The sequence below is a fragment of the Meridianimarinicoccus zhengii genome (assembly GCF_003254465.1).
Taxonomy (GTDB): Bacteria; Pseudomonadota; Alphaproteobacteria; order Rhodobacterales; family Rhodobacteraceae; genus Meridianimarinicoccus; species Meridianimarinicoccus zhengii.
This window is the reverse complement of record NZ_QDFI01000026.1, coordinates 1-22433: the sequence shown is the minus strand read 5'-3', so window position 1 is coordinate 22433 and position 22433 is coordinate 1. Positions and strand designations below refer to the sequence as shown.

23 protein-coding genes are annotated in these 22433 nt (G+C 67.7%); 7 read left to right on the top strand and 16 right to left on the bottom strand.

The genetic code is table 11. The annotated features are described in order from the left end of the window. Positions 1 to 63 precede the first annotated feature (63 nt). Positions 64 to 861, top strand: a complete 798-nt coding sequence (gene cysE, locus DDE13_RS10230) for a serine O-acetyltransferase (RefSeq protein ID WP_111403986.1) — start codon at positions 64 to 66, stop codon at positions 859 to 861. Between the two features lie 7 nt (positions 862 to 868). Here the strand turns inward: cysE and DDE13_RS10225 are convergent, their stop codons facing one another. From DDE13_RS10225 to DDE13_RS10215, 3 genes are all read right to left on the bottom strand, one after another. After that, positions 869 to 1162 (bottom strand): FtsB family cell division protein, encoded by a 294-nt coding sequence (locus DDE13_RS10225; RefSeq protein WP_111403985.1) that lies wholly within the window; start codon positions 1160 to 1162, stop codon positions 869 to 871. Positions 1163 to 1298: 136 nt separating this feature from the next. Further along, a complete protein-coding gene (locus tag DDE13_RS10220) occupies positions 1299 to 2228 on the bottom strand; it encodes a class I fructose-bisphosphate aldolase (RefSeq protein WP_111403984.1) in 930 nt (309 codons plus the stop codon). Positions 2229 to 2323: 95 nt separating this feature from the next. Beyond that, the gene (locus tag DDE13_RS10215) at positions 2324 to 3514 is read right to left on the bottom strand and encodes a phosphoglycerate kinase (RefSeq protein WP_111403983.1); all 1191 of its coding nucleotides are present in this window, start codon (positions 3512 to 3514) and stop codon (positions 2324 to 2326) included. Positions 3515 to 3660: 146 nt separating this feature from the next. Between DDE13_RS10215 and DDE13_RS10210 the strand changes: the two genes are divergently transcribed. Both DDE13_RS10210 and DDE13_RS10205 read left to right on the top strand, forming a co-directional pair. After that, positions 3661 to 4167, top strand: a complete 507-nt coding sequence (locus tag DDE13_RS10210; RefSeq protein ID WP_111403982.1) for a peptidylprolyl isomerase — start codon at positions 3661 to 3663, stop codon at positions 4165 to 4167. Further along, on the top strand, positions 4160 to 4717 hold the full coding sequence (locus DDE13_RS10205) for a peptidylprolyl isomerase (RefSeq protein ID WP_111403981.1): 558 nt from the start codon (positions 4160 to 4162) through the stop codon (positions 4715 to 4717). The genes DDE13_RS10210 and DDE13_RS10205 overlap by 8 nt, the downstream gene beginning before the upstream one ends. On the opposite strand, the gene DDE13_RS10200 is transcribed toward DDE13_RS10205, so the two are convergent. After that, positions 4707 to 5696 (bottom strand): GNAT family N-acetyltransferase, encoded by a 990-nt coding sequence (locus DDE13_RS10200; protein WP_111403980.1) that lies wholly within the window; start codon positions 5694 to 5696, stop codon positions 4707 to 4709. The genes DDE13_RS10205 and DDE13_RS10200 overlap by 11 nt on opposite strands. Positions 5697 to 5890: 194 nt before the next feature. Further along, on the bottom strand, positions 5891 to 7144 hold the full coding sequence (tyrS, locus tag DDE13_RS10195) for a tyrosine--tRNA ligase (protein ID WP_111403979.1): 1254 nt from the start codon (positions 7142 to 7144) through the stop codon (positions 5891 to 5893). A gap of 65 nt (positions 7145 to 7209) precedes the next feature. Here tyrS and DDE13_RS10190 point away from each other — a divergent pair, with 65 nt between their 5' ends. After that, on the top strand, positions 7210 to 8328 hold the full coding sequence (locus DDE13_RS10190) for an anhydro-N-acetylmuramic acid kinase (protein ID WP_111404013.1): 1119 nt from the start codon (positions 7210 to 7212) through the stop codon (positions 8326 to 8328). 129 nt (positions 8329 to 8457) lie between these two features. Here DDE13_RS10190 and DDE13_RS10185 read toward each other — a convergent pair whose 3' ends face one another. From DDE13_RS10185 to purB, 3 genes are all read right to left on the bottom strand, one after another. Next, complete coding sequence (locus DDE13_RS10185; protein WP_235868662.1) at positions 8458 to 9510, bottom strand: flagellar motor switch protein FliG; 1053 nt, start codon at positions 9508 to 9510, stop codon at positions 8458 to 8460. 161 nt (positions 9511 to 9671) lie between these two features. Beyond that, positions 9672 to 9833 (bottom strand): chitin-binding domain-containing protein, encoded by a 162-nt coding sequence (locus tag DDE13_RS22820; protein WP_162630941.1) that lies wholly within the window; start codon positions 9831 to 9833, stop codon positions 9672 to 9674. A 61-nt stretch (positions 9834 to 9894) separates the two neighbouring features. Then, positions 9895 to 11202 carry an adenylosuccinate lyase gene (gene purB, locus DDE13_RS10180; RefSeq protein WP_111403977.1) on the bottom strand — a complete coding sequence of 436 codons (1308 nt, stop codon included), beginning with the start codon at positions 11200 to 11202 and terminating at the stop codon, positions 9895 to 9897. Between the two features lie 96 nt (positions 11203 to 11298). Between purB and DDE13_RS10175 the strand changes: the two genes are divergently transcribed. Continuing rightward, positions 11299 to 11886, top strand: a complete 588-nt coding sequence (locus DDE13_RS10175; RefSeq protein WP_162630940.1) for a hypothetical protein — start codon at positions 11299 to 11301, stop codon at positions 11884 to 11886. 42 nt (positions 11887 to 11928) lie between these two features. Here the strand turns inward: DDE13_RS10175 and gltA are convergent, their stop codons facing one another. Together gltA and gltX are read right to left on the bottom strand one after the other, a co-directional pair. Further along, positions 11929 to 13230 (bottom strand): citrate synthase, encoded by a 1302-nt coding sequence (gltA, locus tag DDE13_RS10170; protein ID WP_111403975.1) that lies wholly within the window; start codon positions 13228 to 13230, stop codon positions 11929 to 11931. An 85-nt stretch (positions 13231 to 13315) separates the two neighbouring features. After that, positions 13316 to 14719: a glutamate--tRNA ligase gene (gene gltX / locus DDE13_RS10165; RefSeq protein WP_111403974.1), complete on the bottom strand. Its 1404-nt coding sequence runs from the start codon at positions 14717 to 14719 to the stop codon at positions 13316 to 13318. A gap of 125 nt (positions 14720 to 14844) precedes the next feature. Between gltX and DDE13_RS10160 the strand changes: the two genes are divergently transcribed. Next, a complete protein-coding gene (locus tag DDE13_RS10160) occupies positions 14845 to 17199 on the top strand; it encodes a ComEC/Rec2 family competence protein (protein ID WP_111403973.1) in 2355 nt (784 codons plus the stop codon). Here DDE13_RS10160 and lexA read toward each other — a convergent pair. From lexA to DDE13_RS10130, 6 genes are all read right to left on the bottom strand, one after another. After that, a complete protein-coding gene (lexA, locus tag DDE13_RS10155; RefSeq protein WP_111403972.1) occupies positions 17193 to 17879 on the bottom strand; it encodes a transcriptional repressor LexA in 687 nt (228 codons plus the stop codon). The two genes, DDE13_RS10160 and lexA, sit on opposite strands and share 7 nt — an antisense overlap. Positions 17880 to 17960: 81 nt before the next feature. Beyond that, positions 17961 to 19136, bottom strand: a complete 1176-nt coding sequence (locus tag DDE13_RS10150) for a molybdopterin molybdotransferase MoeA (protein ID WP_111403971.1) — start codon at positions 19134 to 19136, stop codon at positions 17961 to 17963. Between the two features lie 4 nt (positions 19137 to 19140). After that, the gene (gene moaC / locus DDE13_RS10145) at positions 19141 to 19629 is read right to left on the bottom strand and encodes a cyclic pyranopterin monophosphate synthase MoaC (protein WP_111403970.1); all 489 of its coding nucleotides are present in this window, start codon (positions 19627 to 19629) and stop codon (positions 19141 to 19143) included. After that, positions 19629 to 20432: an indole-3-glycerol phosphate synthase TrpC gene (gene trpC, locus DDE13_RS10140; RefSeq protein WP_111403969.1), complete on the bottom strand. Its 804-nt coding sequence runs from the start codon at positions 20430 to 20432 to the stop codon at positions 19629 to 19631. The genes moaC and trpC overlap by 1 nt, the downstream gene beginning before the upstream one ends. Continuing rightward, the gene (gene trpD / locus DDE13_RS10135) at positions 20429 to 21457 is read right to left on the bottom strand and encodes an anthranilate phosphoribosyltransferase (protein ID WP_111403968.1); all 1029 of its coding nucleotides are present in this window, start codon (positions 21455 to 21457) and stop codon (positions 20429 to 20431) included. Before trpD ends, trpC begins: the two co-directional genes overlap by 4 nt. Then, complete coding sequence (locus tag DDE13_RS10130) at positions 21454 to 22047, bottom strand: aminodeoxychorismate/anthranilate synthase component II (RefSeq protein ID WP_111403967.1); 594 nt, start codon at positions 22045 to 22047, stop codon at positions 21454 to 21456. Before DDE13_RS10130 ends, trpD begins: the two co-directional genes overlap by 4 nt. 148 nt (positions 22048 to 22195) lie before the next feature. Here DDE13_RS10130 and DDE13_RS10125 point away from each other — a divergent pair. Further along, positions 22196 to 22433 (top strand): hypothetical protein (locus tag DDE13_RS10125; RefSeq protein ID WP_222626073.1); only part of this gene is annotated, 238 nt, incomplete at its 3' end.

Below are 22433 nucleotides of genomic sequence, written 5' to 3'. Positions count from 1 at the left end.
CCGAGGGGTGGCGCCGAGGGCAGTGGAGAGCTATGTTGCCGCAAAGCGTGAACGGAGGCCATCATGTCCTATCCTCTCAGCCGCGTCGAGGACTTCGACCCCGCCTGGGCGCAGATCACCGCGGAGGCGGAAACGGCAATTGCGAACGAACCGCTTCTCGGGGCTCTGGTTCATGGTGGCATCCTTCATCATGGATCGCTTGCACGGGCGCTGTCCTATCGAATTGCGATGAAGCTTGCGTCCAGCGAGATGCCGGACCAGTTGCTTGGGGAAGTTGTGGACGCGGCCTTTACGGCCGATCCGTCGCTTGAGGTGGCGGCGCGTGCTGACCTTATGGCGGTCTATGAACGCGATCCGGCATGCCACCGGTTGATCCAGCCCATCCTGTTCTTCAAGGGGTACCAGGCGCTTCAGTCCTACCGCGTCGCGCATTGGCTCTGGCGCGAGGGGCGGCAAGACATGGCTTATTTCCTTCAGATGCGGGTTTCGGAGCTGTTCGGCGTGGACGTGCACCCGGCAGCGCGTCTTGGGCAGGGCATCATGATCGATCATGCCCATTCTATCGTGATCGGCGAGACGGCTGTCGTTGGCAACAATGTGTCGATGCTGCATTCGGTGACGCTTGGCGGCACGGGGAAGGACGGCGACGACCGGCACCCGAAGATCGGCGATGGTGTGCTGATCGGGGCGGGTGCAAAGGTTCTTGGAAATATCCGCATCGGCAATTGCTCGCGGATTGCGGCGGGAAGCGTCGTGCTGCAGGACGTGCCAGCGTGCAAGACCGTGGCGGGTGTTCCCGCGCGGATCGTGGGCGAGGCCGGGTGCGACCAGCCGTCGATCACGATGAACCAGCGCCTTTAGATCTGCGTCAGCGGATCGCGAGATCGTCTGTTCTCATGTAACCCAGCACGCTGCGCGCCCGCTCGTCCAGAAGATCGAGATCAAGGTAGCTGTCCGATAGGCGTTCTGTCTTGTTGGACAGCGTCGCCACGTCTGCGGCCAGCGCATCGCGGGTGCGTGACAGGCGTGTCATACTGGCTTCGGTTTCCACGCGGGTCACGACACCAAGCGGACCCTGGATTGCCGAAAACGCGAAATACCCGGAAAGCGCCAGGCAAACCATTACGTAGATGGGGAATTCCCAGCCTGTCTTGCGCGCCATAGACGTGCCCCTGATCTCGTTTCCACGCATGCGGACCATCGCACGGCGCGGTGGGCAAGGGAATCCCCATAAAACGCGAAAGCCCGGCTGTGTTGCAGCCGGGCTTTCCTGCCGTTTCGGGCCGTGCCGATAGGGATCAAGCCTTGCCGAGATAAATGTCCACGAGCTTTCCGAGCATGTCGAGTGCGTCTTCACGTGAGCGCTGGAAGCTGTTGCGACCGATGATGGAGCCGTTGCCGCCGCCGTCGCGGATGGCGCGGGCGTCGTCATAGACGCTGTCGGCGCCCTTTTTCGCCCCCCCAGAGAACACGACGATCCTGCGCCCGCAGAACGACGCTTCCATGCAATGTTTCACGCGCGCGGCCTGCGTTGCGATGTCGATGTCCTGCGCCTCGTAGACCTTCTTCGCCTCGGGTAGTTCGAGATGGTCGGTCGAGAGCTTGATCTTGATGACATGCGCGCCGAGCAGGGCGGCAATCTGCGCCGCGTAGGCCGCGATGTCGATGGCGGTTTCTCCGTCCTTGCTGATCGCCTCTCCACGCGGGTAGGACCAGATCACGGTCGCGATCCCGCAGGCCGCCGCCTCGCGGCGCATTTCCACGATTTCCTCGAACATGTCGAGCGCCATGTCCGAACCCGGATAAATGGTGAACCCGATCGCGGCACACCCGAGACGGAGCGCATCCTCTACCGACCCCGTGATCGCCTGGTTCTTGCCCGCCGTGTCCGACATCAGCGAGTTCGCGGAGTTGAGTTTCAGGATCGTGGGGATCTGGCCCGCGAACGTGTCTGCACCGGCTTCCAGCTGGCCGAGCGGCGCGGCATAGGCATTGAGGCCCGCATCGATGGCCAGTTGGTAGTGATAGTGCGGGTCGTATCCGGCGGGGTTGGGGGCAAAGGTGCGCGCGGGACCGTGTTCGAAACCCTGATCCACCGGCAGAATGATCATCTTGCCCGTCCCTGCAAGCTTGCCTGTCATCAGCATGCTGGCAAGCTTGGATTTGACGCCAGGGTTTTCCCCCTCGTAGTTGCGCAGGATCTGGCGGACGGTGTCGGTCATCTGCATGCCGGGAAACCTTTCATTGATCACTTGCGCCAGTCGTTAGGCCGCGTGACGGCGGCGATCAAGTGTGAGAACGCTAACGGTTTTCGTGGATCCGGTCAGGTATCGAGCGCCGCGACACCGGGTAGGACCTTGCCTTCCATCCATTCGAGAAACGCGCCGCCCGCCGTCGAGATATAGGTGAAGTCCGCGGCCGCGCCGGAGATGTTCAGCGCCGAAACCGTGTCACCGCCGCCGGCGACGCTGACCAGCGCGCCATCGCGGCTGAGTTGCGCCGCATGGCGCGCGGCGGCATTGGTGGCGGTGTCGAAGGGCGGGATTTCGAAGGCACCGAGCGGACCGTTCCAGATCAGCGTCTTGGCTGCATCGAAGGCCCCAGCGACCGCGGCGACCGCGGCAGGACCGGCATCGAGGATCATCGCGTCATCGGGACAGGCATCCGCAGCCACGGTTTCATGCGCGGCCCCGGCCTTGAATTCCCGTGCCACGACCACGTCTTCGGGCAGGATGATGCGGCAGCCCCCTGTCTCGGCCTTGTCCATGATCTCGCGCGCGGTCGGGGCCATGTCGGGTTCGGCCAGGGACTTGCCGATGGGCTTGCCCTGCGCCACGAGAAACGTGTTGGCCATGCCGCCGCCGATCACGAGCATGTCCACGCGGCCAACGAGATTGCCGAGCAGGTCGAGCTTGGTCGACACCTTCGCGCCGCCCACCACGGCCACCACGGGGCGCGTGGGCGTGGACAGTGCCGCCTCGAGCGCCTCCAGTTCCGCCTGCATCGAACGCCCCGCGCAGGAGGGTAGAAGCCGCGCGATACCCTCGGTCGAGGCATGGGCGCGGTGCGCAGCCGAGAAGGCATCGTTGCAATAGACATCGCCAAGCGCCGCGAGCGACGCCGCGAAAGCCGGGTCGTTGGCTTCCTCGCCCACGTGGAAGCGCATGTTCTCCAGAAGCAGGACCGTGCCCGTTTCCATCTCGGACACGCCCTTCTTGGCGGGCAGACCGATGCAATCGTCTGCGAAGCCCACGGGCACCCCAAGCACATCCTGCACCGCGGCGCGGACATGACCAAGCGACATATCGGCCACCGGCTTTCCCTTGGGGCGCCCGAAATGGGCCAGCAGCACGGGCTTGCCGCCCTTGGCGAGGATTGCGTCGATGGTCGGCTTGATGCGTTCGATGCGGGTAGCGTCAGTCACCCGCCCGTCGGCCATGGGCACGTTGATGTCCACACGGGTCAGCACGACCTTGCCGTCGAGATCCATGTCGTCGAGCGTTTTCCTGGCCATCGTCCGTCTCCTTGCCGTCGTATTTCCCGCGAAGATAGATCACGGCGCCGTGACAGAGACAAGACAGCGCGTACCGACGGGGCTGGACCTTTCTGCGCGCGCTGGCCTAGGGTCTGCGCCGACACAGCTTGAGAGGATGCCTCCCCATGGCCGAGATCGCGGATCCGGAAAACACCATCATCATCGAACTGAAGGACGGGCCGGTGACCATCGCGCTCATGCCGGACGTGGCGCCGCGGCATTGCGACCGGATGAAGGAACTGGCCCGGTCGGGCGCCTATGACAACGTGGCGTTCCACCGCGTGATCGAAGGGTTCATGGCCCAGACCGGCGACGTGGCCCATGGCAACATGGAAGGGGATTTCAACATCCGCCGGGCGGGCACGGGTGGGTCGGATCTGCCGGACCTGCCGGCGGAGTTTTCCAAGCTGCCCCATGATCGTGGCACGCTGGGGGCGGCGCGGTCGGCGAACCCGAATTCGGCCAATTCGCAGTTCTTCATCAACTTCAGCGACAACCATTTCCTGAACGGGCAATACACGGTCTATGGCCGCGTGATTTCCGGCATGGAGCATGTGGACGGCATCGCGCGGGGCGAGCCGCCCGCGGCCCCCGACCGGATGATCAGCGTGAAGGTGGCCGCCGATGCGTGAGGTATGGTTGGCAGGGGCCCTGGCGCTGTGTGCCGCGCATGCGCAGGCAACGGGGCTGGAAATCGAGATCGCCGGTGAGGCATCCGGCACGATCACCGTCGATCTGCTGGAGGACGTGGCGCCGGGCCACGTGGACCAGATCACCGCGCTGGCCGAGGCGGGGGCCTATGACGGTGTCGTCTTCCACCGGGTGATCGACGGGTTCATGGCCCAGACCGGCGACGTGGAATTCGGCCGCATGGGCGAGGGCTTCGACATCCGCATGGCAGGGCGCGGCGGATCGGACCGTCCGGACCTTGCGGCGGAATTCTCCGACATCAGCTTCGAACGTGGCGTGGTCGGCATGGCGCGCGCGCAGGACCCGGACAGCGCCAACAGCCAGTTCTTCATCATGTTCGAACCCGGGCCGTTCTTGGACGGACAGTATACCGTGGTGGGGCGCGTGACTGACGGCATGGACGTCGTGGATGCGATCAAGCGTGGCGAAGGCCAGAACGGCGCGGTGATCGGCGAACCGGACCGGATGGTCAGCGTGACCGTCACAGAGTGACCTGTACGGCCCGCGGCCCTGTGCCGGCGACGGGTGCGGGTGCGCGCATCAGGCGCGCCATGTACGCCGTGCCGGGGGCCGCGATCCGCGTGGCCCCCAGCCTTACCGCCTCAGCCCCTGTGCCCAGCTTGAACCGCGCGAGGCCGGGCGCAGTCTCGGTATCGATCATGTCGAGATCGAGCCGCGCCACGCCAGCGGCGGCCAGCCGCGCGATCCCCTCCCACATCAACCGGGTATGCGCGCTCGCCTTGCGCCCTTCGGCGCTTGTCCAGCCGATGTGGTAGCTGGCCATGCTCCCGTGGCGCAGGAATAGCATGCCTGCGACCGGGCCTGTCGCGGCATGCGCTGCAAGCAGCAGCGTGTCCGCGGGGTTTGCCCGCGCCCAGGCGACGGCGAACGCGCCGGGCAGGCGGCGATAGCGGCGCGCACGAGCCTGCGCAGCCTCGGCACGCAAGAGCCAATGGTCCGGGTCCGGTGGCAGGGGCGTCGCCGTGGTGTGCAGCGGTGCAGCCTCGGCCCGGGTCAGCGCGTTACGCCACTTTCCCCGCAGCCGGGCACGTCGCACCGCCGCGCCACCGCCCAGGTCCAGCGTGGCCAGTGTGATCGGTGTCACGAGAGGAAGCAGGCCGCTGCCCGCAAGCGGATCGGCCCCCGCGATCGGGTCGGGGGTCGCGATGACGACCACGTGGTCGCGCCGCAGCCGGTCGATCAGCGATACGAGCGCCGCCTGCCGCACGGCGGGCGCCAGATTGTCGACCCAGACAGGTCCGCGCGACACGAGCGCGGCGCGCCCCAACCCGGGCCAGCGGCGGCACAGGACCAGCGCGCTGCCCATCGGTGCATGCGCCGGACCCAGCCGCAGCCAGCGCACCTGCCGCCCCAACGCGAGGCTGGTTGCGGCATAGGCCGGGTGCTGCTGCATCGGTGCCGCGCCGGGCAGGGCGGGGGTTTCTGTGTCGTGCCAGTCCATGTCCGCCATTAACGCGGCACTTACCTAACGCCGCCCTAATGGTGCCATGGCCCGCAAACCCCGCCAGACCGTCATGGGCGTTCACGCGCCCCCCCCGCGCCCCACGCGTGCAGGGGCGCTATGGGTGTCGATCGCATTGGCCGTTCCGGTCGGTGCCCTGCTCGGTGCGATCGAAATCGCGTGGCGCCTGCTGCGCTGAAAGGTCAGCCCTGCAACGTCACCAGCGCGTGCCGCTTGCGCCCGGCCGAAAGCTTCACCGGCGATGCAAGCGCGGCGGCATCCAGCACCAGCCCTGCATCGGTCAGCGGCGCATCGTCCAGCCGCGCGCCGTTTTCGGCGATCAGGCGCTTGGCGTCCTTGCCGGACTTCGCCAGACCCGCCCGCACGAAGAGCTGCACGACCGATATCCCGTCGCCCAGTTCGGCCCCGGTCAGCGCCAGAGTCGGCAGGTCTTCGCCCACGCCGCCCTGTTCGAACACCGCGCGCGCGGTGGCCTCGGCGGTCTGCGCTGCCTCGGCCCCGTGCAGCAGCGTCGTCACCTCGTTCGCAAGCCGGATCTTGGCGTCGTTGATCTCGGCGCCTGCCAGCGCGCCCAGGCGGTTGCATTCGTCGAGCGGCAGTTCGGTGTAGAGCCTCAGGAAGCGCCCCACATCGGCATCGGTGGTGTTGCGCCAGAACTGCCAGAATTCGTAAGGGCTCAGCATCCCGCCATCGAGCCAAACGGCCCCCCCCGCGGACTTGCCCATCTTGCGCCCGTCCGAGGTGGTCAACAGCGGCGAGGTCAGCCCGAAGATCTCGTGGTCGAGCACCCGGCGGGTCAAATCGATCCCGTTGACGATATTGCCCCACTGGTCCGACCCGCCCATCTGCAAGCGGCAGCCGTAGCGGCGGTTCAGTTCGAGGAAATCATAGGCCTGCAGGATCATGTAGTTGAATTCGAGGAACGACAGCGATTGTTCCCGGTCGAGCCGCGATTTCACGGATTCGAACGACAGCATTCGGTTCACGCTGAAATGCCGCCCGATGTCACGCAGGAAGTCGAGGTAATTCAGCCCGTCCAGCCATTCCGCGTTGTTGAGCATCAAGGCGCCAGTGGGCCCTTCGCCATAGTCGAGATAGCGCGCGAAAACGCGGCTCATGCCCGCGATGTTGGCGTCGATCTGCTCCGGACCCAGCAGCGGGCGTTCGTCGGCACGAAAGGACGGATCGCCCACCTTGGTCGTGCCGCCCCCCATCAGCGTGATCGGCTTGTGCCCGGTCTTCTGCAACCAGCGCAGCATCATGATATTCAGAAGATGCCCGACATGGAGCGAGGCCGCGGTCGCGTCATAACCGATATAGCAGGGCACGGTCCCGTCGCGCAGCGCTTCGTCCAACCCCTGCAGGTCGGTGCAGTCGGCCATGAACCCGCGCGTCGTCATCACGTTGAGGAACTCGGATTTCGGGTGGTAGGTCATCGGGGATCGGTCCATTCACATCGGGTGGCGCGTGTATAGGGGGAAGCGGGATGAAGGGAAAGCCGGTGTCGGATGCGGGGGCCGTTTGGGCGCTGGGGGCCATGTCGGGCACGTCACTCGACGGGGTGGATGCGGCGGCGATCCTGACCGATGGCGAGACGGTGACGGAATTCGGCCCAACCGCCTATCGCGCTTACGGGGCCAACGAGCGCGCGGTGCTGGGTGCGGGTCTGGGACGCTGGCCCGGCGACGACAGCGTCGCGTCGGTTGCGGAGCTGGTGGAGGCCGCCCATGCCGACCTGCTGGCCGACCTGCCGGGCGAGATCGTGGGCTTTCACGGCCAGACGCTGGCCCACGATCCCGGCGGGCGCGGCACGCACCAGGCGGGCGATGGCGCGCGGTTGGCGGCACGGCTGGGGCGGCCCGTCGCGTGGGATTTCCGCACGGCGGACGTGGCGGCGGGCGGGCAGGGCGCGCCGCTGGCGCCGGTGTTCCATTTCGCGCTGGCGCGCTGGATCGGCGCGCGGGGGCCGGTGGCTTTTCTCAATCTGGGCGGGGTCGGGAACCTGACATGGGTCGACCCTGTTTGCGCGGGACCCTTTGATCCCGGCGCGATGCTGGCCTTCGATACCGGGCCTGCGAATGCCCCGCTCGACGACCTGATGCGGGTCCGGTGCGGCGCGGCCTGCGACGTGGACGGGGCCTTGGCTGCCGCGGGGCAGTTCGACCGCGATGTGCTTCGGGAATATCTGGCCGATCCCTTCTTCGCTTTGGAGCCGCCCAAGAGCCTCGACCGGGATGCGTTTGCCACGCTTGGAAGTGCCGTGAGCGGACTTGCCGATGCAGATGCGGCGGCGACACTGGCCGAGGCGGCGGTGCTGGGCGTGGTGAACGGGCTGGACTGGTGCCCGCGGCCCATCGGGCGGCTGCTGGTCAGCGGGGGCGGGCGGCGCAACCGGCATGTCATGGCGCGGCTGGCGGCGCATCTCGTGTGCCCCGTTCTCCCAGTGGAGGAGGTCGGGCTGGACGGGGACATGCTGGAGGCGCAGGCCTTCGCCTTTCTCGCGGTGCGGGTCGCGCGCGGGCTGCCGATTTCCGGTCCGACGACGACCGGCGTGCCATCACCGATCACGGGCGGACGGATCAGCGCGCCCGGTGGCGACCGATCCGGCGGCAGGCCCTGATCGTCTCCGCGCATGTGGACCATCGATCTGGCCGCGTCAGACCCATCCCGCGGCGCAGTCACGCGGGCATTGGGCGGCAGGATCACGCCGTCGCGGTGGCGAAACGCGGCAGCAGCGCAGCCCGGCGCCTCAGCCTGCCTGATCGATCAGCGCAAGTTCCCCTGCCTGTTCGAGATCACGGATCGCGGCCACGATGCGCGATTTCGCGTCTTCGCTGTCGTCGGGCTTGACCTTGCCCCGGTCCTCGATCTCGTCGCGCAACTGCCCGGCCATGCGTTGCGACATGTTGGCAAGGATGAAGTCCACCGACGCGCCGTCCCGGTCATCCGACACGGCCAGCGCCAGAACCAGCAACTCCTGGTCGATGGCGCGGGTCACCTTGGGGATGTCGCGCGGTTCGACCCGCGCGGCGATGTCGGCGAAGGTGAAAATGCGCTGGCGCACCGCAGCGGTCAGGTCTGCATCCTCTTCGCCTAGGGCGGTCAGCAGCCCGTCGCGCGTGGCGGGTTTCGACGAATTCAGGATTTCCCCGATCCTGCCAATGGGTGCGCCATCAAAGGCGGGCGGCGTTTCATCGGCCAGTTGCGCGGCCAGCGCATGCCCGATGGTGCGGACCGTGTCGGGATCGACCTTGCCGGTGCCCGACATGGCGATGGCGATCTCGCGCCCGCGATCCGTCGGAAGGATGCCCAACACCTTGGCCGACAGCGCCACGGGCAGCTTCGATAGCATCACCGCGGCGATTTCTGCGCTTTCCTGTTCGGCAAGCAGGGCCAGACGTTCGGGCGGCAGGCTCCCGACCAGGTCCCACGGGTCACCGGGTACCACGATCCCGGTCTCGCGCCGGAGCCTGCGCAGGTTCGACGCGTTCAGCGCCCCGTCGAGCAGATCGAGCGCCCCTTCGAGACCGCCGGGGAAGGCGGCCCCGAGATCTTCCACCTCCGCCATGAATTCGTCGATCACCGCATGCAGCGTGGCCCGGTCGATGGTCCGGATCGCGCCCATTTCATGGGTCAGTTCCATCTGCATTGCCTCTGGCAGCGAGTCGAGCGACAGTTGCGCGCCTTCCTTCAGCATGAGCCGCACGATGATCGCGGCCTTCTGGCGTCGCGACAGCGCTGGGCGTGATTTCGAGAATGCCGGCTGGTGGGCCGGGGCCGTGCTGGACAGGGATTGTGTCACCGTGAAACTCCGCATTCTGCCGATGGCCCACGGTGGACCGAGTCGCCTTAAGAGCCGGTTACGCCAAGACCGGATCGGACGGCCACGAAAGCAAACACCCTGCCGCAGGGGCAGGGTGCCTGAATTCGGTCGTCGCGGGCGTGCCCGCGTCGCTGTGTGGGTCAGCTCGTGGTTGCAGTCACGCAGCGCTGGCTTTCGCTGTCCCAGACGCTGCCCGCGGCGCAGGAGGCCACGCTTTCGGATTTGCCCCAGCTGCACTGCGCCAGCGCGATGCCCGGCGATGCAACCAGAACGAAGGCCGTCAGAAGGATCTTGGTCTTCATCTCAGTCTCCCTGTTGTGGATACGAAAGCGTAGCACAGACCGTCCGCAGGGCAAGAAAATGTCACGTGGCCCCGAATACGCGGTCGAAAATGGTGTCCACATGCTTCGTATGGTAGCCGATGTCGAATTTTTCGGCGATCTCGGCATCGCTGAGGACCGCCGTCACCTCCGGATCGGCCCTCAACTCGGTCATGAAATCGGCACCCGCTTCCCAGACTTTCATGGCGTTGCGCTGCACGAGGGTATAGGCATCCTCGCGGCTCACGCCCTTCTGGGTCAGCGCCAGCAGCACGCGCTGGGAATGCACCAGCCCCCGAAATTTGTTCATGTTGGCGATCATGGCGTCGGGATACACCACCAGCTTGTCCACGACGCCAGTCAGGCGGGCGAGGGCGAAATCCAGCGTCACGGTCGCGTCCGGGCCGATAGCGCGCTCGACGGAACTGTGCGAAATATCACGTTCATGCCAGAGCGCGACGTTCTCCATCGCCGGGATCACCGCCATGCGCACCAGCCGTGCGAGCCCCGTGAGGTTCTCGGTCAGCACCGGGTTGCGCTTGTGCGGCATCGCGCTGGACCCCTTCTGGCCCTTGGAAAAGAACTCCTCCGCCTCCAGGACCTCGGTGCGCTGCATGTGGCGGATCTCGGTGGCGATGTTCTCGATGCTGGAGGCGATGACCCCGAGCGTGGCGAAGAACATCGCGTGCCGGTCGCGCGGGATCACCTGGGTCGAAATCGGTTCCGGACGCAGGCCCAGCTTGTCGCAGACATGGGCCTCGACGGCCGGGTCGATATTGGCGAAGGTGCCGACCGCGCCGGAGATCGCGCCGGTGGCGACCTCGAACCGCGCCTTTTCCAGCCGGTTCCGGTTGCGCTCCATTTCCGCGTAGAAGCGCGCGAAGGTCAGGCCCATCGTGGTCGGCTCGGCATGGATGCCGTGGGAGCGCCCGATGCGGATCGTGTGCTTGTGCTCCATCGCGCGCCGTTTCAGCGCCGCCAGCAGGGCGTCCATGTCCGCCAGCAGGATATCGGCGGCGCGCACGAGCTGGATGTTGAACGTGGTGTCCAGAACGTCGGAGCTGGTCATTCCCTGGTGCACGAAGCGCGCGGCATCGTTGCCGATGATTTCCGCGAGATGGGTCAGGAAGGCGATGACGTCATGCTTCGTGACCGCCTCGATCTCGTCGATGCGGGCCACGTCGAAGTCCGTATCCGCGGCCTTCCAGACGGCGGCGGCGTTTTCCCGCGGGATCACGCCCAGCTCGGCCATCGCGTCGCAGGCATGGGCCTCGATCTCGAACCAGATGCGGAACTTGGTCTCGGGCGACCAGGTGGCGACCATGTCGGGACGGGAGTATCGGGGGATCATGGTTTTGCCTTTGTGTCGGAAAGATTGCGTGGCAGTCTTAGACGCGGGTCAACGGTGCGACAAGACATCGAAAGTGACGCATGGGGGGGCATCGGGATGAAGGACATTTCGGTTGGGGCCAAGCCGAAGCTGTCAGGGGACATCACGACGTTGAACGTGATCTGGCCCGGTTCGGAACCTCAGATCGAGGCGCAGCTCGGGTTTCATGCAGGGCGGCTTGCGAACGGCTACGCCATCGCGCTGATCTGCGAACCGCTGAAACCGGCGGATTTCCGGTTTTCGGGAACGACCCTGCGCTCGGGTGGCCGGATGGGCCTGCCTGCAGCGACCGCCGCGCAGGACAAGCTGCGACCGACGGTGAACGACGCGATCCTGTCCGAGCGCGGGGCGGAGGGGTATCAAGACCTGCAAGAGGCGGCCCTTCGAAACATGCAGGTGCGGGGTTCCCGGCGCTTGTGCAAGATCCTGCCCACAATCCGCCATGACGCGGACATGCCGCCGAACGTGCAGTACCCGATGGGCGGCGGCGGGCTGCAATGGACGCTGACGCGTGAGGTGGAGTGTCTTGTCGCGGCACGGATATCGGCCGATGGAACGGCTGAAACCCCGGACTTCGCCGTGAATCTTTTAACCGGCGGCTACGATGCCCGCCGCCGGTTGCGCGTGTATCTCGAAACGGCGTAGCGCGGCCCGGCGCCGCGAAGGCGTCCGCGCCGGGCCGGTGTCTCAGCGATGTTCCACGTCCACGTAGTCGCGCTGGGTCGCGCCCATGTAAAGTTGCCGGGGTCGGCCGATCTTCTGTTCGGGGTCCACCAGCATTTCCTTCCACTGCGAAATCCAGCCCACGGTCCGCGACACGGCGAAGATCGGCGTGAACATGGATGTCGGGAACTGCATCGCTTCGAGGATGATGCCCGAGTAAAAATCGACGTTCGGGAACAGCTTCTTGGAGGTGAAATACTCATCCTCCAGCGCCGCTTTCTCAAGTTCCTTGGCGACCTGCAGCGTCGGGTTGTTCTCGACGCCCAGCAGTTCCAGCACCTCGTCCGCCGACTGCTTCATCACGGTCGCGCGCGGGTCGAAATTCTTGTAGACTCGGTGCCCGAAGCCCATCAGGCGGAACGGGTCGTTCTTGTCCTTGGCGCGCGCGATGTATTCGGGGATGCGGTCCGGCGTGCCGATTTCCTTGAGCATTTCCAGGCACGCCTGGTTGGCGCCGCCATGGGCCGGACCCCACAGGCAGGCGATGCCGGCGGCGATGCAGGCGAACGGGTTGGCGCCGGACGAGGACGCCAGCCGCACGGTGGAGGTCGACGCGTTCTGTTCGTGATCCGCATGAAGCGTGAAGATCCGGTCCATGGCGCGGCTCAGGATCGGGTTCGGTTCGTAATCCTCGGCCGGTACGCTGAAACACATCCGCAGGAAGTTGGTCGCATAGTCCAGGTCGTTGCGCGGATACACGAAGGGCTGGCCCACGTGGTACTTGTAGGCCCAGGCCGCGATGGTCGGCATCTTTGCGATCAGCCGGATCGACGCGACCTCGCGCTGCCACGGGTCCGAAATGTCGGTGCTGTCGTGGTAGAAGGCCGACATCGCGCCGACGACACCCACCATGATCGCCATCGGATGCGCGTCACGCCGGAACCCGCGGAAGAAGTTCTGCATCTGCTCGTGGAGCATCGTGTGCATGGTCACGCGGCGCTCGAAATCCTCGAGCTGCGCGCAGGTCGGCAACTCGCCGTAGAGCAGCAGGTAGCAGACTTCGAGGTAATGGGACTTCGCCGCCAACTGGTCGATGGGATAGCCGCGATGCAGCAATTCGCCCTTGTCGCCGTCGATGAAGGTGATCGTCGACCGGCAAGCCGCGGTCGATGTGAAACCGGGATCGTAGGTGAAGACATCGCCCTGTGCATAAAGCTTGGTGATGTCGATCGCGTCGGGCCCGATGGTCGGCGAATGGACCGGCAATTCCAGCGTCTTGTCCCCGAAGGTCAGTGTCGCGGTCTTGGTGGAGTCGGCCTTTGTCATTGTTGTCCCTCATCTGACGGGCGGCGGCGTTCAGAGTGCCGCGCCGCACTTCGGTGTCAATGATTGAGGCCAGCGGGATCCAGCCTCATTCCGTCGCATCTTGCAGCCGGGACAGCGTCTCCTCCCGCCCGAGCACGAGCATCATGTCGAAGACGCTGGGCGACACGGTCCGGCCCGCCAGCGCGGCGCGAAGCGGCGCGGCAAGCTTGCCGAGCTTCGTGCAGTGGGTCTCTGCGACCCGGCTCACCGCATCCTCCAGCGCGTCTCGCTGCCAGTTAGCAGTTTGCAGCTGCGGCGTCAATTCTCGCAGTATACCACGGGATACTGGATCGAGCGCCGACGCCGCCTTCGCGTCCATGTCGATTGGGCGATCTGCGAGAACGAAATACCCCTTTTCAAGGATTTGCGGAATGGTCTTCGCGCGATCCTTGAGGCAGTAGAGCGCGCGCTCCAGCCCGGCCCGCTGCGCGCCGGTCAGTGTGGGCTGGCCGGTCGCGGCAAGAAACCCTTCGATTTCATGCAGCAGCGCAGCATGGTCCGCGATCGAGATATGCTGACCCGACAGGTTGTCCAGTTTCTTGAAGTCGAGCCGCGCAGGCGCCTTGCCGATCCCGTCGAGATCGAACCATGCGAGCGCCTGTTCGGTCGTGAACATCTCGTCGTCGCCATGGCTCCAGCCTAGACGGGTCAGGTAGTTGCGCAGGCCCGCCACCGGATAGCCCATCGCGCGGTATTCCTCGACCCCCAGCGCGCCGTGCCGCTTGGACAGTTTCTTGCCGTCCGGGCCGTGGATCAGCGGGATATGCGCCCAGACCGGGATATCCCAGCCCATCGCCTGGTAGACCAGTATCTGCCGCGCCGCGTTTACCAGGTGATCGTCGCCCCGGATCACATGGGTCACGCCCATGTCGTGATCGTCCACGACGACCGCGAGCATGTACGTGGGCGTGCCGTCACTGCGCAGGATCACCATGTCGTCCAACTGGTCGTTGCGCATGGTCACGTCGCCCTGCACCCGGTCGGCAATGACCGTCTGCCCCTCCAGCGGGGCCTTCAGGCGCACGACGTAGGGCGCATCAGGGTGGCTGGACGGGTCCGCGTCGCGCCACGGCGACCGATAGAGCGTGGACCTTCCCTCCGCCTTCGCCGCCTCGCGGAAGGCCGCGATTTCGTCCTGCGTGGCGAAGCATTTGTAGGCCGTGCCGCCCTCCAGCATCGCGTTTGCTACCGCGGCGTGCCGGTCGGCACGGGCGGCCTGGCTGACCGCGTCGCCGTCGTGGTCGAGCCCCAGCCAGGACAGCCCGTCGAGGATCGCCGCCGTCGCCTCGGGCGTGGACCGCGCGCGGTCCGTGTCCTCGATCCGCAGCAGGAACTTGCCGTCCCGCCCGCGCGCGTAGAGCCAGTTGAACAACGCCGTGCGGGCCCCGCCGATATGCAGGAAACCGGTGGGCGAGGGGGCGAATCGTGTCACGACCTGCGGGTCAGTCATCGGGGGCTCCTGTTGTCCTGCGCGGGTGTTAGCCGCCCGCGGCGCGCGGGTAAAGGCGGCGAGGTTAACGCTTTGACAACCATGCCGGGGGCAGGGTGGTGCCGGTTCCCCGCAAAAGGCCCGCGATGCGCCAGGATCTGCCCCTCGATGCGCTGGCCCGGTTGGTCGGGCAGCAGCGCGGCCATCTCTTTCCCTGGATTCCGGTCTGTCTCGGGCTGGGGATCGCCTGCTATTTCGCGCAGGGGGTGGAACCGGGACTCGCGCTCTATGGCGGTACGGCGGCGCTGGCACTGGCCGCGGGGCTTGCCGCGCGTCTGCTGCCCGAAGGGATCGGCCCGCCGCTGACCGCGATCATGCTGGTGGCGCTGGGTTTCCTGCTGGCCGGGTACCGGGCGCATGCCGTGGCGGGGCCGGTGCTCGATTTCCGCTATTACGGTCCGATCGAAGGGCGTGTCGTGGCGCTCGACCGGTCGATCAGCGACGTGCCTCGCGTGACGCTCGACCGTGTGGTGCTGTTGCGCACGGCGCCGTCCCGCACGCCGGTGCACGTGCGGGTCTCGCTTCATGGCGACCAGCCCTTCGACCGGCCGCTGCCGGGGCAGCGCGTGGCGGTGACCGGGCACCTGTCCCCGCCGTCCGGACCGGTCGAACCGCACGGTTTCGATTTCCAGCGCATGGCGTGGTTCATGCGGATCGGCGCGGTGGGCTATGCGCGCACGCCGATGGTGCTGCTGGCCGAACCGCAAGGTGTCGCGCCGCGCGCGGCCATCGACCGGCTGCGCCTGCGGCTTTCGGGCGCTGTTCAGACGGCGCTGCCGGACCAGCGCGGGGCCTTCGCCGCGGCCGTGACCACTGGCGACCGCGCGGCGCTGTCGCGCGAGACGCTGGACGCAATGCGCGATACGAATCTCGCGCATCTGCTGGCGATCTCGGGGCTGCATGTGGGGCTGCTGACGGGGTTCATTTTCATGGCGGTGCGCGCGGGGCTCGCGCTGGTGCCGCGCGTGGCCCTGCGGGTGCCCACGAAGAAACTGGCCGCCGGCGTCGCGCTGGTGGCGTCGGCGGCGTATCTGGCGATGTCGGGCGGCAACGTGTCGACGCAGCGCGCGTTCATCATGGCGGCCGTGATGCTGGTGGCGGTGATGTGCGACCGGCGGGCATTGACCTTGCGCTCGGTCGCGCTTGCGGCGGTGATCGTTCTGCTCTGGCAACCCGAGGCGCTGCTGTCGCCCGGCTTCCAGATGTCCTTCGCGGCGACCGCCGCGCTGGTATGGGTCTTCGGGCAGGTCCGCGACCGGCGGCGCGGGCTGCCGAAATGGTCCCGTGGCGCTGCGGCGCTGGTCATGTCCTCGGCGGTGGCGGGCCTGGCAACCGCGCCGTTCGGGGCCGCGCATTTCAACCAGAGTTCGACCTACGGTCTGATCGCGAACCTGGTGGCGGTGCCGGCGATGGGCGCCGTGGTGATCCCGTCCGCGGTGCTTGCCGCCTGTCTTGCGCCTTTCGGGCTGGCATATGTCGGGCTGTGGGCGATGGGCATGGGCATCGGCTGGATCCTCGCGGTGGCGGATGTCGTCGCGGCATGGCCGCACGCGGTGCGGTATGTTCCGCAGCCGGGTCCGGTCGTGCTGCCGATCATCGTGCTTGGTGCGCTCGTGGTGATGTTGTGGCAGGGGCGCGGGCGATGGACCGGGATCGTGCCGGTGCTGGCCGCGCTCGCGCTCTGGCTCCAGACGGAACGGCCGCTCCTGCTCGTGTCCGCCGATGGCGGGCTGGTGGGGGCGCGGACGCAAGAGGGCCGGGCGCTGTCGCGCGCCCGCGGACAGGGCTTCGTGGCGCAAAGCTGGCTGGAGAATGACGGCGGCGACCGGGACAGGGAGGCCGCCTTTGCCCGTGCAGGACGTCTGGGTGCCCCGATCCCAGGCGGGCTTGCGCTACCGTTCGGGACGGCGCATGTGGCGGCGCTGTTTTCTCCGGACCCGGCGGAGATCGCTGCGGCCTGTGCCGACTTTCCGCTGGCCATCACGAACCGCGCGCCGGAAGAGCCGCCGCCGGAGGGCTGCCATCTGCTCGGTCCCGACTGGCTGGAACGGGTCGGCGGCATCGCGATTTCGCCGGTCAGGTCTTCGGACCCGCAATGGCACATGGCGACGACCGCCCGAACGACCGTGTCTTCGCTACTGGGTGGGGCGACAGAATGGGATGACACGCCGCCCGCCCTGCACGTGCGCACGGTCCGCGATGCACACGGCTTGCGGCTCTGGAACGACCGGGCGACCCGCGATGCGGGGCCGGGTTGGCACGTGGCGTGGAACGTCGATGCCCCGCCCGCCGAGCCCGATCCTGCCGTTGCGCGGCTGGTGCATGCCTTGGCGCCGCTCGTGCACGTGTCGGCGGGCGACATCGGCGATCTGCCCCTGCCGGCTCAACCCGCCGCCGTCGTCGACGCGGCGCCCCGCGTGGCCAGTGTCCCCGGTCAATAGGTGCGGATAAGCCCCACCAGCTTGCCCTGGATCTCGACCTGGTCTGCGGGAAGAACGCGGGTTTCGTAGTCGGGATTGGCCGCTTCGAGCGCGACGCTGCTGCCCTTGCGGCGGAACCTCTTCAGCGTGACGCTGTATTCGTTCTGTTCATGAAACGCGGCCACCACGATTTCGCCGTTGTCGGCGGTACTGCCTTCGCGGATCACCACCACGTCGCCATCGTTGATGCCCGCGTTGATCATCGAGTCGCCGCGCACCTCCAGCGCATAGTGGCTGCCCGACCCGGCCACCATCTGCGGCGGCACGGCGATGTTGTGGTGCTGATCCGGCACCGCCGAAATCGGGCCGCCCGCCGCGATCCGCCCCATCAGCGGCACCTGGGGCATGGCACCCGGCACCGTCGCGGCATCGTCCAGACCGCCGTCGATCACTTCCGGATCGAAGCCGCCGCCGGTCCCGCCCATGGCATCCGGCAGCCGCACGATTTCCAGCGCGCGCGCCTTGTGCGCCAACCGCCGGATGAATCCGCGCTCTTCGAGCGCGGTGATGAGCCGGTGGATGCCGGACTTGGACCGCAGGTCCAGCGCATCCTTCATCTCGTCGAACGAGGGCGGCACGCCGTCGCGCTGCACCCGCGCATGGATGAATTCCAGAAGATCGCGCTGTTTGTTGGTCAGCATTCGCCTGCTCCGCCCCACCTGTTCGCGCGTGTTCTACCCCTGTTCCCGGTTTGTGTCAATTCTCACGCGCGGCGAGATCGCTCAAATTTTCACGATTTCAACGGTTTCGCCGAGATGGCGCGGCGGGTCGTGGGGCGGTCGGACGATCAGCGCGTCCGACTGTGCGAGGATGTGCAGCAGGCTGCTGTCCTGGCTGTCCGCCGGGTATGCGCAGCCGTCCGTGCCGGTCCGCGCGCGCATGTAATGTTCCCGCGCGCCATTGGCGGGCAGGTCGGTCCCGAGAACGGCTGTCGCGCGCGCCGCGGCTTCGGGGGGATGTCCCGCCAGCCGGCGCAGCGCGGGCACCGCGAAGAGCCGCCCGCACACGAGCGCGGAGACCGGGTTGCCCGGCAGGCCCAGCATCGGGGTGCCGCGCAGCCGCCCCGCCATCAGCGGCTTGCCGGGCCGCATCGCCACCTTGTAAAACGCAAGGTCGATCCCGAGCCGCGTGCCATCGCGGGCCAGAAGGTCGTGGTCGCCGACCGATGCCCCGCCCGTGGTGACGATCAGGTCTGCCCCTTCGCCCAGGCGCAGACAGGCATCGAGACTGTCGAGACTGTCCCGCGCGATGGGCAACAGCCGCGCCTCCGCCCCCGTTTCGGTCACGAGCGCCGCAAGACCGTACCCGTTCGACGCCACGATCTGGTCGGGGCCGGGGTCTGCGCCCGGCGGCACCAGTTCGTCGCCCGTGGACAGGATCGCTACGGCCGGGCGGCGATGTACGGTCACCTGCGAGACGTTCATGGCCGCCAGCAGTGCGATATCGGCGGGGCGCAGGGCACGGCCCGCGGGCAGTTCCGCACCGCGTGCGAAGTCGCCGCCGCGCGGGCGGATGAATGGGCCAGGTTCCGCATTTGCGGCGACGGTCAGAACGTCGCCCTGGCGGCCCGTTTCTTCCTGCATAACGACGCGGTCTGCGCCGCCGGGTACGGGCGCGCCGGTGAAGATCCGCACGGCCTCCCCCGGCTGGATCGTCCCGGTGAAGCCATGGCCGGCCGTGGCGGTGCCCACGACGCGCAAGGGTCGCCCGGTCTCCAGGTCGGCACTGCGCAATGCGTAGCCGTCCATCTGTGCTGCATCGAAGGGCGGCTGGTCCCGTCCCGCCGTGGCAGGGGCTGCCAGCACCCGTCCCACGACATCGCGCAGCGCCACGGTTTCGCCGGGCAGCGGGGCCACCAGCGCCAGGATCGCATCGAGCGCGGCGGAGACGGGGATCATCGGGTCACACCGTGCGGCCGCCGCGTTCGAACCGTCCGGACGTGCCGCCCTCCTTCAGGTCCAGCGCGATGCCGCCGATCTCCATGTCCTTGTCCACCGCCTTGACCATGTCATAGAGCGTCAGCGCCGCGACGCTGACCGCGGTCAACGCCTCCATCTCGACGCCGGTCTGGCCGGTGGTGCGCACCTCGGCCACGATGCGCACGCCCGGCAGGTCGTGATCCGGGGTCAGGTCCACGCTGACCTTGGTCACCGGCAGGGGGTGGCACAGGGGGATCAGGTCGGCGGTGCGTTTCGTGCCCATTATGCCCGCAAGCCGTGCGACCCCCAGCACATCGCCCTTCTTCGCGCGGCCTTCGACAATGATGTCAAGGGTTTCGGCGGCCATCTTCACGCAGCCGGACGCCACGGCCCGGCGCGCGGTCACGTCCTTGCCGGACACGTCCACCATGTGGGCGTGGCCGGCCGCGTCGAAATGCGTGAGCTGCGCCATCAGCCCGCGACCGGATCGGCCAGCAGGCCCGCCGTCGCCGCCTGCACATCGTCCTGCCGCATCAGGCTTTCGCCGATCAGGAAGGCGCGCACCCCGTGCCCAGCCATGTCGGCGAGGTCCGCGCGGGTGAACAGCCCGGATTCCGACACGACCATCCGCCCCGCGGGTACCCGCGGCGCAAGCTGCCGGGTGGTGGCGAGGTTCGTCTCGAACGTGCGCAGATCGCGGTTGTTGATCCCGATGAGCGGCGAGCGCAAGGCCAGCGCACGATCCAGTTCGGCGGCGTCATGGACTTCGATCAGCACGTCCATGCCCCAGTCGAAGGCCGCGGTCTCAAGCTCCTGCGCCTGTGTGTCGGACACGCTTGCCATGATGATCAGGATGCAGTCCGCACCAAGCGACCGGGCCTCGGCCACCTGCCATGGGTCGTACATGAAATCCTTGCGCAACACGGGCAGATCGCAGGCGGCGCGAGCCGCGCGCAGGTCCTCGTCCTTCCCCTGGAAGGACGGCCCGTCGGTGAGTACGGACAGGCAGGCGGCCCCCCCGGCGGCATAGGCGCGGGCATGGGCGGGCGGGTCGAAATCGGGGCGGATCAGGCCCTTGGACGGGCTCGCCTTCTTGATTTCCGCGATCAGGCCATAGCCCTCCGCCGCCTTCTCGCGCAGGGCGCGCGCGAAGCCGCGGGGCGCGTCGGCACAACTGGCCCGCGCCTCGATCTCGCGCATGGACAGGTGCGTGCGGCGCTCGGACACCTCGTCCAGCTTGTAGGCCTTGATCCGGTCGAGGATCGTTGCGGTCATCCTTCCGCCTCCGTGCTGAGCCGGGCGAGGGCCGCGACCTTGGCGCGCGCCTGCCCGCTGTCGATACTGTCGCGCGCCCGCGCGACGCCGTCCTTCAGATCGGCGGCCACCCCCGCGATCACCAGTGCCGCGGCGGCATTCAGCAGAACCGCGTCGCGGTAGGCCCCGGTCGCCCCGTCGAGAAGGGCCGCCAGCGCGCGGCCGTTGTCTGTGGGGCTGCCGCCAAGGATCGCGTCGAACGGGTGCACGGGCAGGCCCGCGTCCTCCGGGTGCACCTCCCGTTCCGTGATCGTTCCGGCGTCGAGTTCGGCCACATGGCTGACCCCGGCGATGGACAATTCGTCCGTGCCGTCGCCGCCATGCACGAGCCATGCGCGGTCGCTGCCCAGTTCGCGCAGCACCTCCGCCATGGGGTGGATCAGGTCGCGGCCATAGGCGCCGGTCAGTTGCCGCCGCACGCCCGCGGGGTTCGTCAGCGGTCCGAGGATGTTGAAGATCGTGCGCGTGCCCAGTTCAGTGCGCGCGGGCATGACATGCTTCATCGCCGGGTGATGCATCGGCGCCATCATGAAGCACATGCCGATTTCCGACAGCGCCCGTTCGGCCACGTCCGCGCCGCGCATGACGGCGATGCCCAGCTGCCCCAGCGCGTCGGCGGCGCCCGATCGGCTCGACAGGTTGCGGTTGCCATGCTTGGCCACGGGCACGCCCGCGCCCGCCACGACGAAGGCCGTCGCGGTCGAGATGTTCAGCGTGCCCTTGCCGTCGCCGCCGGTGCCCACGATGTCCATGGCGCCTTCGGGGGCGCGCACGGCCACGCAGCGCGCGCGCATGGCGGCGGCGGCGCCCGCGATCTCGGCCACCGTTTCGCCGCGCGTGCGCAGGGCCATCAGGAACCCGCCGATCTGGGCCGGGGTCGCGTCGCCTTCGAACAGGATGCCGAAGGCCGCGCGGGACTGCGCCCCGGTCAGCGGCCCCGTCGCGGCCGCGGCGATCATCGGCTTCAGGCCATCGGGCGCGGTCATGCGGACACCTGCATGCCAGTCTTCATGTCGGTCAGGAAATTGCGCAGCATGGCGTGGCCGTGTTCCGACGCGATGCTTTCGGGGTGGAACTGCACGCCCTCGATGGGCAGATCGCGGTGGCGCAGGCCCATGATTGTGCCATCCTCCAGCCATGCCGTGACCGTCAGGCAGTCGGGCAGGGTCGCGCGGTCCACCACCAGCGAATGATAGCGTGTGGCGTTCAGCGGGCTTGGCAGGCCCGCGAACACGCCCGCGCCGCCGTGATGCATCGCGCCGAGCTTGCCATGGACGATGTCGTGGCAGCGCACGACATGTCCGCCGAAGGCCTGCCCGATGGTCTGGTGACCCAGGCACACGCCCAGCAGCGGCACGCCCGCATCCGCAGCCGCCCGCGTCAGCTCAAGGCAGATGCCTGCCTGGTCCGGGTCGCATGGACCCGGCGACAGCACGATGGCATCGGGGCGCAGCGCAAGCGCATCGGCCACGCCAATCCGGTCGTTGCGGTGGACCTGCACCTCCGCGCCCAGCTCACCCAGGTAGTGCACGAGGTTGTAGGTGAAACTGTCGTAATTGTCGATCAGCAGCAGCATGGCGGCGGGGGTCCGTTCAGCGGGCTCGGGGTGCGGTCATGTGTTCAGGTCAGGGGCGGGTGGTCAAGGGTTCAACAAGACGCTATCCCGGTCAAAACGGCAGAACTGGCGGGGCAGACGAGCCATGGGGCGTGGCGGGCGCGGGCGAATGGCCGGGACGGCAGGCGGGGTCCTGTGGGGTGCCATCTGGGGGGCGGTCGTCGGCGGGCTCGTGCTGTTGCTGGCGGCAGTGCTGATCGATCTCGGGACCGATACGCCGCCCGATGCGCTGGGGGCCGCGGCGCCGCCGGCCGCACCCGATGCCGGGCCGGTCCTGCTTCCGCGCATGGGGGCGCTGGCTGCGCCGTCTGCCGCGCTGCCCGCCCTGCTGCGTCCGGACCCGGCTG